Origin of the sequence: Desulfovibrio aminophilus DSM 12254 (assembly GCF_000422565.1) — a bacterium.
Lineage (GTDB): Bacteria > Desulfobacterota > Desulfovibrionia > Desulfovibrionales > Desulfovibrionaceae > Aminidesulfovibrio > Aminidesulfovibrio aminophilus.
Genome location: NZ_KE383875.1, coordinates 319,068 through 336,218, shown reverse-complemented (window position 1 = coordinate 336,218; position 17,151 = coordinate 319,068). Strand labels below are relative to the sequence as shown.

The 17,151-nt window shown below is 66.5% G+C and carries 16 protein-coding genes and 1 tRNA gene; 12 read left to right on the top strand and 5 right to left on the bottom strand.

Annotation, left to right across the window (positions count from 1 at the left end; genetic code table 11):
- Positions 1-225 precede the first annotated feature (225 nt).
- The 9 genes from H587_RS0114085 to H587_RS0114045 all read left to right on the top strand — a co-directional run bounded on the left by H587_RS0114085 (position 226) and on the right by H587_RS0114045 (position 6,214).
- Positions 226-660 carry an OsmC family protein gene (locus H587_RS0114085; protein ID WP_169432790.1) on the top strand — a complete coding sequence of 145 codons (435 nt, stop codon included), beginning with the start codon at positions 226-228 and terminating at the stop codon, positions 658-660.
- 24 nt (positions 661-684) lie between these two features.
- Complete coding sequence (locus H587_RS0114080) at positions 685-966, top strand: DsrH/TusB family sulfur metabolism protein (RefSeq protein WP_027176793.1); 282 nt, start codon at positions 685-687, stop codon at positions 964-966.
- Between the two features lie 11 nt (positions 967-977).
- Positions 978-1,376 carry a DsrE family protein gene (locus H587_RS0114075; RefSeq protein ID WP_027176792.1) on the top strand — a complete coding sequence of 133 codons (399 nt, stop codon included), beginning with the start codon at positions 978-980 and terminating at the stop codon, positions 1,374-1,376.
- A 10-nt stretch (positions 1,377-1,386) separates the two neighbouring features.
- Positions 1,387-1,722: a DsrE family protein gene (locus H587_RS0114070; RefSeq protein WP_027176791.1), complete on the top strand. Its 336-nt coding sequence runs from the start codon at positions 1,387-1,389 to the stop codon at positions 1,720-1,722.
- 78 nt (positions 1,723-1,800) lie between these two features.
- Positions 1,801-2,556, top strand: coding sequence for an ABC transporter ATP-binding protein (locus H587_RS0114065; protein ID WP_027176790.1), 756 nt, complete (start codon positions 1,801-1,803; stop codon positions 2,554-2,556).
- 38 nt (positions 2,557-2,594) lie between these two features.
- Entirely contained in the window at positions 2,595-3,404 is an 810-nt protein-coding gene (locus H587_RS0114060) for an ABC transporter permease (protein ID WP_027176789.1), read from the top strand.
- Positions 3,405-3,407: 3 nt separating this feature from the next.
- Positions 3,408-4,265, top strand: a complete 858-nt coding sequence (locus tag H587_RS0114055) for an ABC transporter permease (protein WP_034609447.1) — start codon at positions 3,408-3,410, stop codon at positions 4,263-4,265.
- A 28-nt stretch (positions 4,266-4,293) separates the two neighbouring features.
- Positions 4,294-5,073: an ABC transporter ATP-binding protein gene (locus H587_RS0114050; RefSeq protein ID WP_027176787.1), complete on the top strand. Its 780-nt coding sequence runs from the start codon at positions 4,294-4,296 to the stop codon at positions 5,071-5,073.
- 70 nt (positions 5,074-5,143) lie between these two features.
- Positions 5,144-6,214 (top strand): ABC transporter substrate-binding protein, encoded by a 1,071-nt coding sequence (locus H587_RS0114045; RefSeq protein WP_027176786.1) that lies wholly within the window; start codon positions 5,144-5,146, stop codon positions 6,212-6,214.
- Positions 6,215-7,084: 870 nt separating this feature from the next.
- Here the strand turns inward: H587_RS0114045 and H587_RS0114030 are convergent.
- The 5 genes from H587_RS0114030 to H587_RS0114010 form a co-directional block, all read right to left on the bottom strand.
- Complete coding sequence (locus tag H587_RS0114030) at positions 7,085-8,191, bottom strand: glycerol dehydrogenase (protein ID WP_027176784.1); 1,107 nt, start codon at positions 8,189-8,191, stop codon at positions 7,085-7,087.
- 228 nt (positions 8,192-8,419) lie between these two features.
- Positions 8,420-8,495 (bottom strand) — tRNA-Phe (locus tag H587_RS0114025).
- Positions 8,496-8,565: 70 nt separating this feature from the next.
- Positions 8,566-10,353 (bottom strand): aldehyde ferredoxin oxidoreductase N-terminal domain-containing protein, encoded by a 1,788-nt coding sequence (locus tag H587_RS0114020; RefSeq protein ID WP_027176783.1) that lies wholly within the window; start codon positions 10,351-10,353, stop codon positions 8,566-8,568.
- A complete protein-coding gene (locus tag H587_RS18850; protein ID WP_034609445.1) occupies positions 10,350-10,784 on the bottom strand; it encodes a 4Fe-4S dicluster domain-containing protein in 435 nt (144 codons plus the stop codon). Before H587_RS18850 ends, H587_RS0114020 begins: the two co-directional genes overlap by 4 nt.
- Positions 10,785-10,902: 118 nt before the next feature.
- Positions 10,903-13,593 carry a bifunctional acetate--CoA ligase family protein/GNAT family N-acetyltransferase gene (locus tag H587_RS0114010; protein WP_027176782.1) on the bottom strand — a complete coding sequence of 897 codons (2,691 nt, stop codon included), beginning with the start codon at positions 13,591-13,593 and terminating at the stop codon, positions 10,903-10,905.
- Between the two features lie 134 nt (positions 13,594-13,727).
- Between H587_RS0114010 and H587_RS0114005 the strand changes: the two genes are divergently transcribed.
- The 3 genes from H587_RS0114005 to H587_RS0113995 all read left to right on the top strand — a co-directional run bounded on the left by H587_RS0114005 (position 13,728) and on the right by H587_RS0113995 (position 17,151).
- Positions 13,728-14,159 (top strand): FlxA-like family protein, encoded by a 432-nt coding sequence (locus H587_RS0114005; RefSeq protein ID WP_027176781.1) that lies wholly within the window; start codon positions 13,728-13,730, stop codon positions 14,157-14,159.
- Positions 14,160-14,407: 248 nt separating this feature from the next.
- Positions 14,408-16,396: an acetate--CoA ligase gene (gene acs / locus H587_RS0114000; RefSeq protein WP_027176780.1), complete on the top strand. Its 1,989-nt coding sequence runs from the start codon at positions 14,408-14,410 to the stop codon at positions 16,394-16,396.
- A 182-nt stretch (positions 16,397-16,578) separates the two neighbouring features.
- The gene (locus tag H587_RS0113995; RefSeq protein WP_027176779.1) at positions 16,579-17,151 is read left to right on the top strand and encodes a DUF4390 domain-containing protein; all 573 of its coding nucleotides are present in this window, start codon (positions 16,579-16,581) and stop codon (positions 17,149-17,151) included.

The window sequence follows — 17,151 nt, the reverse complement described above, 5'->3', positions numbered from 1 at the left end:
CGGAATTTTTGGCGCACAAGGGGATGGCTCCCTTGTGAATTTCGTGGCATGGGCCTTGCTTTACCACGGTCACGATGATGAGAGGCCTGATCCGTACGCAACATCTGAGGAGTGGAGTCTGCACAGTTAGCGTCCCGCACCTGGAGTGCCATGCAATGTGACGCGACGATGAAAAAAGAAGCCAACCGTGATGCGACTTCGCATCAGTTGATACGGAGCATGCATATGCCAGAGACTATGACCCTGACTTTCGAACGCGGCAGTGATTCCCAGTGGAAGATCGGAACCGGCTCCGCCGCGCTGCCGGTCATCAACTACGACAGCTCGGCCTTGACCCCGGACCAGAAGGCCAACGAGCACATGGGCGGCCGTTTTCTCGTGGCCGCGGCCATCGCCTGCTACACCAACTCCCTGTGGAACGACATCAAGCGCGCGGCGGGCAAGCCCGTGCGCATGACCGCCGAGGCCACCGTCTCCAAGGAAAAGACCGACTCCATGCGCACCGCCTTCACGCACATCGACCTGCGGGTGCAGGTCAGCGCGGAGGACCTGGACGAGGCGGCCTTCGACACCATCCAGACCGCCCTCTATCGCGGCTCCCTGGTGACCTACTCCATGGAGGAAGGCCTGGAGTTCGACTACGAGATCGAGCGGGTCTAGACCCGGCTTCGCGGAGACATCGCCATGCTGCTGCTTCTGAACAAGATGCGCAAGGAATACGCCGAGGAGATCCGGGTGCTCGCCGGAGACGAGGACAAGACCGTCCTCCTGGTGGGCGACGCCGTCTTCTTCGGCCTCCCGGGCATGTTGCCCGGGCTCGAGGAATTGGGCGTGGAGGAGTTCTACGCCGCCGAGGACGCGGTCAAGGCCCGGGGGCTGGCCCTGGACCCCAAGGTTCGGATCGTGGACTACCCCGGCATGGCCGGGCTGATCCTGGACGACCACGACCAGTTCGTGGCCCTGTAGGAGGAGAAGGCATGTCGCGGACCATCACCCTGGTATTGCTTTCCGGCAGCACGGAAAACGACGACGCGGTCTTCGCCGTGAACCTCTCCAAGGCCATTCTGGAGAAGGGCGGCAAGGTCAACCTCTTCCTTTACGGCAACGGCTGCAACCTGGCCAACAAGCCCGTGCCCGTCGAGGGCCGCTCGGCCATCTCCGACGCCCTGCGGGCGCACATGGACGGCTACGTCCTTTCGGAAAAGATCGAGGAGCTGACCCGGCTGGGGGCCAAGATCGCCACCTGCCACACCACGGAATACAGCCGGGGCACCGAAGGCTGCCCCTATCTGGACGGCGTGGAGCGCGGCGACGTCGGCAACTCCTACACCCGTTTCCTGATGGCGACGGACGTGCTTCTCGCCATCGGCAACTAGGAGGCCCCGGATGTTTTCCACTGTCAATGTCGTGGTGCGCAAGGCTCCCGGGCAGGAGCCCGCGGTGCTCGGTCTGCGCGCCGCCTGGGCCATGCTGACCAACGGCGGCTTCGATGTGCGCCTGCTCTGCATGGGTGACGGAGTGTTCAATCTCCTGGGGCTGCCCGGCTACGCCGGGGACATGCTCCGGCGTTTCATGGCCGAGGGCGGCAGCGTGCACGCCCTCGGGACCAGCCTTGAGGAGCGCGGGCTGTCCCCCGAGGCGCTCATCGACGGCGTGGAGGTCGTCGACGCCGAGGAGGCCGCCGAAATGGTCCAGTACGCGGAGGCCACCACCGCGTACTGAGGTCCCGGCAACCAGCGATGTGGTTCGGGAATCGCCGGACCAGGCGAACAAGCAGCGAGAGCATTCGAGGAGAGAAACGTGGCTGAGTGTGACGACCGGCAACCCAAGATCCGCGTTGCCGACCTGACGAAGAAGTTCGGGGACCTGCTCGTCCTCGACAAGATCAACTTCGACATCAGGGAAGGGGAACTGGTGAGCATCGTCGGGCCCACGGGCTGCGGCAAGACCACCTTCCTCAACTGCATGTCCAAGCTGGCCGAAACCACCGAAGGCAACATCTTCATCGACGGCGAGGTGGCCAACCCGACCAGGCACAACCTGGCCTTCGTCTTCCAGGAACCCACGGCCCTGCCGTGGCGGACCGTGCGCCAGAACGTGGCCTACGGCATGGAGATCAAGAAGTTCGGCAAGAAGGAGGCCGCCGAGCGGCTGGACTACATCCTCCACCTCGTGGGGCTCGAGGACACCGCCGACCTCTATCCCAACCAAGTCTCGGCCAGCATGATGCAACGCATCGCCGTGGCCCGGGCCTTCGCCGTGAATCCCGATCTGCTGCTCATGGACGAACCCTACGGACAGCTCGACGTGAAGCTCCGCTTCTACCTGGAGGACGAGCTGGTCAAGCTCTGGCAGACCCTCAAGAGCACTGTGCTGTTCGTGACCCACAACATCGAGGAAGCCGTCTACGTGGCCGAGAGGATCATCGTGCTGACGCCCAAGCCGACCAAGGTGCGGGCGGAGGTGGTGGTCGACCTGCCCAGGCCGCGCAACTTCCTGGACCCCCGTTTCATCGAGATCAGGCGGCACGTCACCGAGTTGATCCGCTGGTGGTAGCTCCGGGTCCATGAAGAGAGCGAGAGGAGAACATCGCAATGGCCTATGAAACAGTGAAAGTGCACAAGCCCTTGCTGCTCCGCGTCCTGCCGGTGCTCAGTGTGGCTTCCTTCATCCTGCTCTGGGAGTTCTGCGTCGCGCCTCCGGGAGTCGAGGACTGGCGCATTCCCTCGACCCTGCTCAGCCGCCCGTCCGATGTCGTGCTGCTGGCCATCGACAAGCTGACCAACGTGAATCCCGATGGCGCCACCCTGCTGACGCACGCCTGGGTGAGCATGCAGGAGGCCTTCCTGGGCTACCTTCTGGCCCTAGTCGTCGGACTGCCCCTGGGCCTGCTCATGGGCTGGTTCGCCACCGTGCGCGGCCTGGCCCGGCCCATCTTCGAGCTCATCCGGCCCATTCCGCCCATCGCCTGGATTCCGCTGACCATCTTCTGGTTCGGCATCGGCCTGGGCGGCAAGGTCTTCATCATCTGGATCTCGGGCATCGTGCCCTGCGTCATCAACGCCTTCATCGGCGTGCGCATGACCAACCCGGTGCATATCCAGATGGCCCGGACCTTCGGCGCCGGGGACTGGAAGATATTCACCAGCATCTGCGTGCCCTCGGCCCTGCCGATGGTCTTCGGGGCGCTCCAGATCGCCCTGGCCTATTGCTGGGTGACGCTGGTGGGCGCGGAACTCCTGGCCTCGGACCAGGGCCTGGGCTTCCTCATCACCATGGGCCGCAACCTCGGCCGCACCGACATCGTGATCCTGGGCATGGTCAGCGTGGGGCTGGCCGGCGCTGTCATCGGCGTGATCATCGACAAGATCGAGGCCAGGCTCCTGGCCGGAATTCGGAGATAAGCCATGAGCAACAGCGCCGAATCCGTCTGCAACGAAGTCATCCTGCGCGCCGGGGAGCGCAAGCGGATCACTCTGGGGAGAGTGCTGCGCAACGAGTACTTCCTGAACACCGTCTCCCTGATCGCCTTCTTCGGTTTCTGGCACTGGGCCGCCGCCAGCCAAGTGCTCGGCAGCTCCAGCGCCCTGGCCACGCCCTTTCAGGTCGTGGACAAGCTGCATGAGCTGTTCACCGAGACCTTGGCGGGCCTGACCATGTGGGGCCACATCCTGGCCAGCCTGAAGCGGGTGCTCATCGGCTTCCTGCTGGCCGCCCTGCTGGGCGTGCCCCTGGGCCTGCTCATGGCCCTCAATCCCTACGTCAACGCCGTGGTCAAGCCGATCGTGGACATCTTCAAGCCCATGCCGCCGCTGGCCTGGATCTCCGTGGCGATCCTCTGGTTCGGCATTCAGGAGACGCCGAAGATATTCATCATCGTCATCGGCTCGTTCGTGCCCGCCCTGCTGAACGCCTACAACAGCGTCCTGCTCATCGAACCCGAACTCTACGACGTGGTCCGGGTCATGGGCGGCAGCCGCTGGGACGAGGTCCGGCAGGTCTGCATTCCGGCCTCGCTGCCGGCCATCTCCGCCGGGCTCCAGATCGCCATGTCGAGCGCCTGGGGCTGCGTGCTGGCCGCCGAGCTGGTCAGTTCCCGCTCCGGCCTCGGCTACATCATCATCCAGGGCATGAAGGTCTCGGACCCGGCCATGGTCCTCGGCGGCATGGTCGTCATCGCGGCCATCGCCTGGATTCTGTCCCAGGCCATGGACTGGCTGGACCGCAAGCTCTGCCCCTGGCGGCGCGACATCAAGGGCCTCTAGGCCCGCCAACCACGGAAAGGAAGCGGACGTGAACACCACTGAACAACAGCCGCGGGTGAAGATCGCCTGCGAGAACCTGAGCAAGACCTTCATCCAGAAGGGCACGCAGCGGGTTCCCGTGCTCCGGGAGGTCTCCCTGGAGGTCTACGACGAGGAACTCCTGGTGGTCCTGGGGCCGGGCCAGAGCGGCAAGACCACGCTCCTGCGGATGATCGCCGGGTTGGAGACGCCCAGCGAGGGCCGCGTGCTCCTGGACGGCGAGGTCATGACCGGGCCGGGCCCCGACCGGGGGCTGGTCTTCCAGAGCTACATGCTCTTCCCCTGGAAGACGGTGCTCGGCAACGTGCTCCTCGGCCTGGAGATGAGCGGCGTCCCCCAGGAGAAGCGCCGCGAAATCGCGGACCACTACCTGAACATGGTCGGGTTGAAGGGCTTCGAGTCCTACTACCCCCACCAGCTCTCCGGCGGCATGAAGCAGCGCGTGGGCATCGCCCGCGCCTTCGCCACCCAGCCGAAGGTCATGCTCATGGACGAGCCCTTCGGCCAGCTCGACGCCCAGACCCGCTTCTTCATGGAGCAGGAGACCGAGCGCATCTGGCTGGCGGAGAAGCGCACCATGGTCTTCGTGACCAACAACATCGACGAGGCCCTGCTTCTGGGCGACCGCATCGTGACCCTGGAGGGCAAGCTCCCGGGCCGCGTCAAGGCCTCCTACGACGTGGACCTGCCGCGTCCCAGGGATCCCATGGACATCGAGTTCCTGCGCCTGCGCCAGGAGATCACCGATGCCCAGGAATTGACGCTCTAGCGGAGAAAGAACGGGAGCGCGCGAGAAGGCGTTCCCTCAAACCGGAAACTGAAACGACTGGAGGTTCTGCATGAGACGGTTCATGGCACTGGCGCTCTGCGCGGTCTGCATTCTGGCCTGGTCCGGGGCGGCCTTCGCCCAGCAGAAGCTGGTCAAGATTCCCACCTGCTGGATGGACTCTTCCGAGGCGTTCAACATCTGGTACGCCAAGGAAAAGGGCTGGGACAAGGAAGAGGGTCTGGACATCGAGATGCTGCTCTTCGGCAGCGGCCCGGCCCAGATGGAGGCCTTGCCCGCCAAGCAGTGGGTCATGGGCGGCACCGGCGTCGGCGGCGTCCTCATCGGCGGCATGCGTTACGACATCTCGCTCATCGCCCCGGTCATCGACGAGAGCGAAGTGAACGCCTTCTATGTCCGCGCCGACAGCCCGATCCTCAAGACCAAGGGCTTCAACCCGGCCTACCCCGACGTGTACGGCAGCCCGGACGCGGTCAAGGGCAAGACCATCCTGCTCACCTCGCAGACCACCTCCCACTACATCGTGGGCAAGTGGCTCGAGATCCTGGGCCTGAAGGAAGGCGACGTGAAGATCACGAACATGGAGCAGTCCTCCATCGTGGCCGCCTTTGAGAAGGGCATCGGCGACGCGGCCTCGGTCTGGGCGCCGTTCACCTTCACTTGCGAATCGCGCGGCTGGGTCAAGGCCGGCTCCACCGGCACGACCAAGGCCAACACCGCCACCGTCCTGGTGGGCGACAAGAAGTGGTGCAACGAGCATCCCGAGCTGACCGCCAAGTTCCTGCGCGTGTACTTCCGCGCCTCCAAGGCCATGCGCGTCGCGGCCAACGCGGACGAGATCGTCAAGGCCTACCAGAAGTTCATGAGTGACTTCTGCGGCACCAAGATGAGCGTCACGGACGCCAAGAACGACTTGGCCGTGCACCCGCGCTGGACCCTGGACGAGGCCCTCAAGCTGAACAGCGGCTCGAATTCCTCCGACATGGCCAAGTGGCAGGTCGAGGCCGCCACGTTCTTCACCAAGATGGGCCGTTTCTCTCCGGCCGAACTGGAGAAGTTCAAGAAGGCCGACCTGGTCACCGACAAGTTCCTGAAGATCGCCGCGGAGAAGCCCCTGCAGTAGGCTGAGCGGACCTGATATCCTCCCGATCCGATCCCCCGCCGCCCGGCGTCGCGCATCCCCGCGCGACGCCGGGCACCCTTTTTCTCCTTCCGTGTCGCCGCTTCGCGAAGAGTATTCGCCGCCCGCTGTATCGGGAAGCCGGAAAACCGCCGCTTCGCGGCATCTTCGGCGCGATCTTGGAGATGCCGGATTACCGCCTTCCAGGCGGCGCGGGTGCTGTTCGGTTTCAAGGCGATGGCGCGACGGATGCGGTCGGCGTCGTTGAAGCAGACCAGCCCGATGACTCCGTACAGGGTGTCGCCGCCCACGATGGGGGTGGCGAGGGAACAGCCCTCCATGCAGTTCCCCCGGTCCGGGCAGCGGGCGCAGATGGCGTGTCGGCGCGGGGAATCCTCGAGGATGGTCTCGTGCGTCCGCATGGCCTCCTTGTAGATCTCTCCAGCCTGCTCCATGCTGTTGCCCACGCCGGGCGCATGCATGCCCGTGCCCGCGATGCGCACCATGTCGTTGTCCATGATCTCCACGTCGATGCACGTGACGTGGGAGATGACGTCGGCGTGGGATTGGATATAGGCCTGCATGTCGGCCAGGCCGGCTGTTTTTCTGGTGATGGCGGTCACCTCCATCGGATGGGCGTGTCGGCGGCGGAACTCCGGTGAAGCCGGGTGGTTCCCGCGCCGTCGCCGGGACGTCCGCAAGGCCGGAGACGTCTCTCGCCCCGCCGGACACGGTGCCTTCCATGCTTCGCCCGGCCTCCGGCCGCCCAGACTCGAATGCGGCGGCCCTCGGCGCGCGGCGCAAGGCCGAAAAAAGCCCCCGCGAATGGGCTCCCTCATCCCGCGCATACCAAGGGTGGCATATACCCGGGGCTCACCCCGCGGCGCCGGTTTTTTTGCGGCGACGGCCTTCCGCGTCGGCAGCCTTGATGGCGGCGCGAACCAGATCCGGAGAGACTTCCACGGGCTCGTTGTGGATGCTTTCCCCGGGTGCGCAGGCCTTTTCAGCAACGCGCGCCAATTCGTGCTCCGTGATTCCGTCGAGTCCCAGATCGGCGAGCGTGGTCGGCAATCCGAGTTCCCCGCACACCGTGTAGACTTCATCCACGAGCATCAGCGGCTTGTCGGTCAGGAACAGGGAGGCGAGGACGCCGAAGGCGACCTTTTCCCCGTGGTTCAGCCGATGGGTGGCGGGCAGGGCGGTCAGGCCGTTGTGCATCGCATGAGCCGCTCCCAACCCTCCGCTTTCAAACCCCAGGCCGCTCAGAAGCGTATTGGCCTCCACGACACGCTCGAGCGCCGGGGTGACCACACCTGCTTCGCAGGCCGTGCGCGCGGCCAAGCCCCAGTCCCGGACGGTCTCGTAGCATGAGCGGGCCAGGGTCAGCGCGGTCATGGAGCAGACGCCGCCGGCGATGGTCGTCGCGCGGCTGATGCGGCAGGAGTCAGCCTCGAACCACGTCGCCAGGGCGTCTCCCATGCCCGCGACAAGATACCTGGCCGGGGCCTTCGCTATGAGTTCGGTATCCACGAGAACCAGGTCGGGATTGCGGGAGAGCGTTTCCACCCGCTCGAATTCGCCCTGGGGGGAATAGATGATGCTGACCGAACTGCACGGCGCATCCGTTGAGGCGATGGTCGGAACCAGGGCGACGGGGAGATCGAGCCCTGCCGCCACCATTTTCGCGGCGTCCAGGGTTTTCCCGCCACCGACCGCGGAGACCGCTTCGGCCCCAAAGTCCCGGGCCAGCGCTGTGAGCCGTTGAATTTCCTGGTCCGAGCATTCACGTCCGAAACGTTCCGTCCGGATGTCCCCGATCGTTTTCAGTCCGGGCAGCAGCGGAGGCAGCACCTGCTCCAGGGGAGTCGGCGAACAGATGAGAAAATGCCTGCGGCCCATGCGCGCCAGTTCGTGGCGCAGGCGGGACAGGGCTCCGGCCCCCTGCATGTACCGGCCAGGAAACAAGGTGCAGCTGATCATGGTGTTTCCTTTGACTCCGCGCGTTGCCCCGGCGTTCACCATAACGCATCTATTGTAGGGAGAAGTCGAGGACGACCGAGCCTGATTTTCGCTTTCGATAGACGGGAAACGATAAACATTCAAGCATGGTATGTTCACGCGCAGGCTGCCGCGCCGGTCCCAATGGTGCGCGCAAAAAAAGAACCCCAACGTCCGTTTTTCGGGAATCGTTGGGGCTCTGGTCTTCCGTGGTGCCGAGGGACAGAATCGAACTGCCCACACGGGGATTTTCAGTCCCCTGCTCTACCAACTGAGCTACCTCGGCACGGGTGAGAAGCGGTTATTAACGAATCCGGCGATCCTTTGCAACCCCTTTGTGGCGGGGCGGCGCGGAATCAAGCCGGAGCCTCGTCCTCCAGGGGTTTGCCCAGTTCGCGCAGGCGCTTGGCGTAGGCTCGGCGCAGGGCCTCCATGTAGACCGGGTCCACCGGTCCCTTCCAGGTGCTCACCTCGGTGAAGCGCTTGGGGATGCGCACGGCCTCGGGGTTGAAGCCCGTGGCGAAGCGGGTGCGCCAGCGCAGCCGCCGGATGTGCTCCCCGACCTGGGCCATGTTTCGGGCCAGGGCCGTGTAGCCCACGCTCTCCAGGGCCTGGGCCAGGAGCTCGTCCTTGTACACGCCCCGGGCGAAGAGACAGGAGACCATGGAGGTCAGGAAGGACCGGCCGGACTCGTCGGCCACCAGGAACTCCACCCCCTTGTCCACGTCCTTCTCGTCGTGCTTCTGGTCCCAGGAGTAGGCCGCCGAGTCCAGGTGCGAGTGGCGGAAGCCCAGGGCCTGGGCCACGAAGTAGAGCTCGCCCGTGGCGTAGCCCGCCATCTCCTGGCCCAAGACGCAGGCGAAGTCCGCGCCGCCGTAGGTGTCCGCAGCGACCAGTGCGCCCCGGCCCAGGTCGCGGTAGAACTCGTTGGCCGCCCGGCCCAGGTGCTCCACGGCCCGGGCGTAGGCGTTCGCGTCGCCGAAGGCCAACGGCTCCAGCACCTGCCCCGGCGTGAGCAGGCCCTTCTCCAGGGCCTCGGTGGCCCAGGCCAGGGCCACGCCCGCGCCCATGACGTCCAGGCCCTGCTTCTCCACCGCGTCCACGATGCGCAGCACGTCGAAGGCGCTGGTCACGCCGAGCATGGAGCCCACGGCGAAGATGAGCTCGTAGTCGTAGGAGACCTGGCGGTAGAGCCAACGGTTGTCGGCCATGAACTTCTCGCGCACGAAGCCGATATGCACGCAGCCCACGGGACAGCCCGCGCAGGCCGTGTTGCGCAGCAGGGTCTCGTCCGCGAAGCGTTCGCCGGAGATGCCTTCCACCCCTGGGTCCGTGGTCTGCTGGAGGTTGCGCCAGGGCAGGGACTTCAGTTCGTTGAGCGCGGCCACGTTCCCGGCGGTGCCGAGGTTGTGGTACTTGCTCATCATCTGGGTGTCCGTGAGCTGGCGGTGGATCTCCTTGAAGAGCTTGGGATAGTCCTTGGACACCGCGCCGCCGCAGGCCGCGCCGCCCTGGTCGAAGGGAAAGTCCGCGTCGCCCCGGATGGCCACGGCCTTGACGTTCTTGGCCCCCAGCACGGTGCCCGAACCCAGGCGGCCGAAGTGGCGGTAGGTGTCCACGTTGATGCAGGCCAGGGCCGAGCGGTTCTCGCCCGCCGGGCCGATGCGCAGGATGCTCCGGTGGCCGGAGCCGCCGGACATCTGGCGCAGCCGCTTGGCCACATTCAGGGCGTCCATGCCCCAGAGGAACTGGGCGTCCCTGAGCTCCACCCGGCGCGAGCCCACCACGAGCACCGACGGCCGCGCCGCGCGGCCCACCAGCACCAGGGCGTCGTAGTCCGCGAAGCGCAGCGCCAGGGCCGAACGGCCCCCGGCGTGGCTCTCGGCGTACTGGTCGTGGTAGGGCGACTTGAAGGCCGCCACGGTCTTGCTCATGAGCGGGAAGTAGCCGGTGAGCGGGCCGATGGCCAAAATGAAGGGCTGCGCGGGATCGTCCCAGGGCCGGTCGGGGAGGCCGTAGAGGTTGAAGAGCAGGGCGGCCAGGCCCGATCCTCCGGCCACCTCGTCGCGGCCGTCGATCTTGGCCACCTTGCCCTTGCCCGCCGCCAGGTCCATGACGAGCACGCGGAAGTGGTCGCGGATCATGCGGGCACCTCCTTGTCGCGGGCGTGGAGTTCCTCGACGTCGACCATCTCCAGGCAGTCGTGGGGGCAGAACTCCACGCAGCGGCCGCAGTGGATGCAGACGTAGGGCGCGCCCTCGAAGTCCTCGGCGATGGCGTCCACCGGGCAGGCCTTCACGCAGGCCCCGCAGCGGATGCAGAGATCCTTCTTGACCACCACGCCGCCGCCCTTGCGCGGGGAGTAGGCTCCGGTGGGGCAGGCCGCCGCGCAGGGCGGCGGATCGCAGGCCAGACAGGTCAGGGCCTGGAAGCCCGTGGAGATGCCGCCCGAGGAATGGATTCGGATGCCCGCCGAGGACCAGGACAGGCGCTTGTGCACGAGTCTGGCGCAGGCCAGGGAGCAGGAATTGCAGCCGATGCAGCGCTCCATGCGCGCGGCCGAGAGGATCTTCATGTCACGGCTCCGGGAGAAAGTATGCTTCCGGCGGGACGGCCCCGCTGGTTCCGCCGTTTCCCAGGCTGACATGGAAGCGCCCCGGAGGCAAGGCCGTTATGACCGTCCCGGCGCGGACTCAGTCCGGGCGTCGCTCCAGCTCCAGGACCATGTCCACCATGCTCTCGTCGTGAGGGTCCGGGGAGATCGCGAAGCCGAACTTGCGGGCCAGGCCCTGCATGGCCTTGTTCTCCACCAGGGTCTGGCCCGCGATGTGCCGTGTGCCGCGCGACTCGGTGTAGCGGATCATCTTCTGGAACAGCAGGCTGCCCAGACCCGAACCCTTGAGGTCCGAGCGGATGACGATGGCGAATTCGGCCTCGGAGTTGTCCGGCCGGGTGGAGGTGCGCACCACGCCCAGGGTCTCGGGCCGTCCGCGTTCGTCCTGGGCCGTGGCGATGAAGGCCATTTCGCGGTCGTAGTCGATCTGGGTGAAGCGGGCCATGTCCTTGTGGCCGAAGTCGCGGCGCACCACGCCGAAGAAGCGCAGGCGCAGGTCCTCGTCGCTGAGCCGGGAGATGAACTCCAGGTGGGCCGGTTCGTCCTCGGGCCGGATGGGCCGCAGCGTGACCTTGCGGCCCTGCTTGGTGACCACGCACTCCTCCAGCTCGCGGGGATAGGGGCGGATGGCCAGGCGGCCCTGGCCGTCGCCCGCGTAGGGCGTGAGCCGGATGCGCGCGCCCAGGGCCAGCACGCCCAGGTCGTCGGCGTAGAGCGGATTGATGTCCAGCTCGGCGATCTGGGGCACGTCGATGAGCAGCTGGGAGACCTGGATGAGGGTCAGGCTGACGTCGTCCAGGTCGGCGGCCGGATGGTCCGGGGTGCCGGAGAGCAGGCGCGAGATGCGCGTGCGCGAAACGAGTTCGCGGGCCAGACTCATGGACAGGGGCGGCAGGGCCAGGGCGCTGTCCTGGATGAGTTCGCGGGCCATGCCGCCGTGGCCGAAGCGGATCACCGGGCCGAAGGTCGGGTCCACGGCGGCGGAGATGAACAGTTCATGGGCCCCGGGGCGGCGGCCCATCTTCTGCACGGTGAAGCCCTCGATGTAGGCGTCGGGGCGTTCGCGGGAGACCCGGGCGAGGATGCCCGCGCAGGCCTCCCAGACCTTTTCCGCGCTCTCCAGGTCCAGGATCACCCCGCCCACGTCGAAGGGCTGGGATATCTGGGGCGAGCGGAGCTTCACGGCCACGGGATAGCCCAGTTCGTCGGCGGCGATGACCGCCTCTCGGGCCGAAATGGCGAGGCGCGTCTCCACCACCGGGATGCCGTAGGCCGCCAGCACGTCCTTGGCCTCGGGCTCGGTGAGCCCGTCTCGGCCGGAGTCCAGGGCCTTGAGCACGGCCTCGCGGGCCGTGGTGGTGTCCGGGAAGAAATCCGAGGGCAGGGAGTCCGGCGTCTCGATGAGTAGTTCTTGGTTCTTTTGGTATTCGACCATGTAGAGGAAGGCGCGGATGGCCGTGTCCGGGGTCTCGTAGGTGGGAATGCCCGCGTCCGAGAGCCGGGCCCGCGCGCGTCCGGCCGAGCCCGAGCCGAGCCAGGAGGCCAGGACCATGCGTTTGACCCGCTTGAGGGTCTCGGCCACGGCCTGGGCCACTTCCTCGTCGGCCAACCCGGCGAACGGCACGTGCATCACGAGCACCGCGTCCACGCCCGGGTCCTTGACCAGGACCTTGAGGGCCTCGGAGTACTCCTTGCCGCCCGCGTTGTAGGGAACCCCCACGGGGTTGGAGTGGGCCCAGGAGCCGCCGAGGGCGTTGTCCAGGGCCTCGCGGGTGTCGGCGGAGAGTTCGGCCAGCCGCCCGCCGCCGCGCAGCAGGGCGTCGGCGGCCTGGACCCCGGCGCTGCCGCCGTTGGTCAGGATGGCCAAGCGGTCGCCGCGCACGGCCTTGGGCTGGGCCAGGGTCTGGGCCGCGTCGAATAGGCCGTCGATGCTGTCCACGCGGAGCATGCCCGCGCGGCGGAAGGCCACGTCGTAGACGTCGTCCGAGCCCAGATCCGCCTCGGCCAGGGTGGCCTGGACCTCGCGCAGGGCCAGGCCCGGACGCATGACCACCACGGGCTTGTTGCGCGAGGCGGCGCGGGCGGCGGACATGAAGGCCCGGGCGTCGTGGGTGGACTCCACGTAGAGCAGGATGGAGCGGGTCAGCGGGTCCGAGGCCAGGTAGTCGAGGATGTCGGAGAAACCGACGTCCAGGCGGCTGCCCAGGGAGACGATGTGCGAGAAGCCGATGCCCTGGGACATGGCCCAGTCGAGGACCGCCGTGTACAGGGAGTCGGACTGGGAGATGAAGGCGATGCGCCCGGGCAGGGCCTTGGCGTGGGCGATGCTGGCGTAGAGGTTCACGGCCGGGACCATGAAACCCAGGCACTTGGGCCCGAGCACCCGGACATCCGGCGGGTTGGCCACCGTGCGGATGGTGTGGGCCACGTCCGCGCGCTCCTCGGCGTCCATGCCCGCGTATCCGGCGGCCAGCAGGACCACGGCCTTGGTGCCGAATTCCTTGAGCCGCATGAGGATTTCTGGAACTTCCGGCAGGGGGCTGCAGACGATGGCCAGGTCCGGGGTCTTGGGCAGCTTCTGCACCGAGGGATAGGTGAGCACGCCGGCGATGGCCTCGGCCTCGTCGGACACGGGCATGACCGGACCCAGGAAACCGCCGGTCATGATGTTGCGCATGACGATGTTGCCCGGATTCTGGGGCTCGTTGGTGGCCCCGATGACGGCCACGGACTTGGGATTGAACATGTGTTCGAGGTTGCTGATGCCCATGTGGCCCTCGTGGTCGGCGGTTTGCTCCGGATGTCCGGGGCAGGATAGCCCGAAGGCGGCGGCCGAGGCAACCGGAGAACCTAAAGTTATCTTAGCGGCCTGTCGATAAAAGGGGGAAAGCAAGGAGCGAATGTATGGCCATCAGCGCGATCGGCACCGGGTTGGTGCAGGGAACCAGCGTGTTCCAGCTGGCCGGTTCCGGGGGCGCCTCGGACGATACGACCCAGACCACGGCCTCCGGCGACACGGTGAGCATCTCCGAGGAGGGCAAGTCCCTGGCCCAGGCCGCCAAGACCGGCACGTCCGAAGAGTCGAATTCCGCGGAGGACGCCGCGAGCAGCACCGTGGAGAAGATCCAGAAGCGGATCAAGGAGATCCAGCAGAAGATCCAGGAGCTGGAGGGCAGTTCGGACCTGACCGACGAGGAAAAGGAAACCAAGATCCAGGCCCTGCAGACCGAGCTGATGACCCTGCAGAGCGAACTCATGATGGCCCAGGCCAAATCCGGCGGCAACCGCAACCCCGGCGGCACCCCGGCCAAAGGCTTCGCCAGCAGCCTGACCTGAGGGGCTTCGCCCCTGCCCAAAAAGATAATTTCGGGAGGGCGGCGCGGCCGCTCTCCCATTTTTTTATGGGCCGCCGAAAGGCGGTCTTTTTTTCGCCGCCCGCCGTTCACCCCCGCATTTCGCCGTTCACCGGAAAAATTCTGGGTCGGAATTGAAAATGGGGTAGAGCGGGAGCGTGGCCGCGCGGGTCCGCCGGGCGACCCCCCTGGAGGCAGTCTTTCCTCGCAACACAGCAGGAGTGAGTCCACATGAGCGATGAACGCAAGATCGAAAGCATGATGAAGGAAGGCCGGGTCTTCGAGCCCCGCGCGGACATGCAGGCCCAGGCCTGGGTCAAGAACATGGCCGAGTACGAGGCGCTGGCCAAGCGCGCCGGCGAGGACCCCGAGGGTTTCTGGGGCGACCGGGCCAAGGAGCTGGTGACCTGGTTCAAGCCCTGGAACAAGGTCATGGACTGCGATCTGCACAAGCCCGAGGTGAAGTGGTTCACCGACGCCAGGCTGAACGTCTCCTTCAACTGCCTGGACCGCCACCTGACCGACGGCCGCCGCAACAAGGCGGCCATCATCTGGCAGGGCGAACCCGAGGACGACGTCAAGGTCTACACCTACCAGATGCTCCATCGAGAGGTCTGCCGCTTCGCCAACGTCCTGAAGAAGAAGGGCGTGAAGAAGGGCGACCGCGTCTCCATCTATCTGCCCATGATCCCCGAACTGGCCGTGGCCATGCTGGCCTGCACCCGCATCGGCGCGGTCCATTCCGTGGTCTTCGCCGGCTTCTCGGCCCTGAGCCTGCAGAACCGCATCCAGGACTGCCAGGCCAAGGTGCTCGTCACGGCCGACGCGGTGCTGCGCGCGGGTCGGGCCATCCCGCTCAAGTCCAACGCCGACGAGGCCCTCAAGGAGTGCCCCACGGTGGAGCAGGTGGTCGTGGTCAACCGGGCCAAGACGAACATCAACATGGTCGAGGGCCGGGACACCTGGTGGCAGGACGAGATGGCCGCCGAGGACGTCTCCGACGTCTGCCCGCCCGAGGAGATGGACGCCGAGGACTCCCTGTTCATCCTTTACACCTCCGGCTCCACGGGCAAGCCCAAGGGCGTGGTGCACACCACCGGCGGCTACCTGACCTACGCCGCGCACACCACCCAGTGGGTCTTCGACCTCAAGGACGAGGACGTCTACTGGTGCACGGCCGACGCGGGCTGGATCACCGGCCACACCTACATCGTCTACGGCCCGCTGGCCCTGGGCGGCACCTCGATCATGTTCGAGGGCGTGCCCTCCTGGCCCAAGCCGGACCGCTTCTGGAAGATCGTCGAGAAATACCGGGTGAACATCTTCTACACCGCGCCCACGGTCATCCGCGCGCTCATGCGCGAGGGCGCGGACTGGACCAAGCGTCACGACCTGAGCAGCCTGCGCGTGCTCGGCAGCGTGGGTGAGCCCATCAATCCCGAGGCCTGGATGTGGTACCACGAGCACATCGGCGGTTCGCGCATCCCGGTGGTGGACACCTGGTGGCAGACCGAGACCGGCGGCATCATGATCTCGGCCCTGCCCTACGCCACCCCGCTCAAGCCCGGCTCGGCCACCAAGCCCCTGCCGGGCGTGGCGGCGGACATCATCCGCGCCGACGCCACGGACGCCGGGGCCGACGAGGGCGGCCACCTGGTCATCAAGAAACCCTGGCCGGGCATGCTGCGCGGCGTGTTCGGGGATCCCGAGCGCTACAAGAAGACCTACTTCGAACGCTTCGCGGGCATGTACGAGTCCGGCGACGGCGCCCGCAAGGACGAGGACGGCTACTTCTGGATCATGGGCCGGCTCGACGACGTGATCAACGTCTCGGGCCACCGCCTGGGCACGGCCGAGATCGAGTCCGCCCTGGTGGCCCACAAGGACGTGGCCGAGGCCGCGGTGGTGGGCATGCCCCACGCCATCAAGGGCCAGAGCATCTACGCCTACGTGACCCTCAAGGGCGACGTGGAGGAGTCCGACGACCTGCGCAAGTCCCTGGTCTCCTGGGTGCGCAAGGAGATCGGGCCCATCGCCACCCCCGAGGTCATCCAGTTCGCCGACGGCCTGCCCAAGACCCGCTCGGGCAAGATCATGCGCCGCATTCTGCGCAAGATCGCGGCCGGACAGGTGGAGGACTTCGGCGATACCTCGACCCTGGCCGACCCGACCGTGGTCACGGCGCTCATCGAGGGCAAGAACGCCCTGTTGGGCCGCTAGGGCCAAGGGCTCCCGAGAAAATGACGGGCCTCCGCGCATCCGGCGCGGGGGCCCGTTTTTTCGTGGGCGCGGCGAAGTCCCGTCGAGGTTGAAGTCTCGCGTTGGTGCTGGTAGTTTCGCCACGAAGCCGGTGGATCGTCCGGCGGCTTCGAACCCGGCGCGGCCGGGTGCGGGAACCCCTGATGACGCATCCCTCGCGAGGCGCGGTCCGATTCGCGGTCCTGGGCTTCGCTCTCCTTCTCTTTCTGGCCGGCCCCGCGCGGGCGCAGAGCCTGTTCCTGAACAACCTGGTGGTCGACAACCAGGCGGGCAGCTTCATGGCCCGTTTCGGCGTGGTCGTGGAAGGCATCGAGGACGTGGCCCTGAACCTGGACAACGGCGTGGTCCTGGGGCTCACCTGCGACGCCCGGCTCTCGCGCAAGCGCAGCCTCTGGTCCAACAAGACCGTGAGCGAGATCCAGTGGGTCAGCAGGCTCCAGCAGGACGCGCTGACCGGCGAGTACGTGCTCGTCATGCCCGGCCGCGAAACCCCCTACCGCGAGAAGGACCTGCCCCGGCTGCTGACCCGGGCCTGGTCCACCATCGCCGTGGACCTGGGCCCCTGGAGCAAACTCGAGCGCGGCGAGGAATACATCCTCGACCTGTCCATCAAACTGAACCAGGTGGACATCCCCGGCTGGTTCCGGCGCACCCTCTTCTTCTGGTCCTGGGACGTGGTCCCGGCCACCACCTACCAGCTGGAATTCCGGTACTGA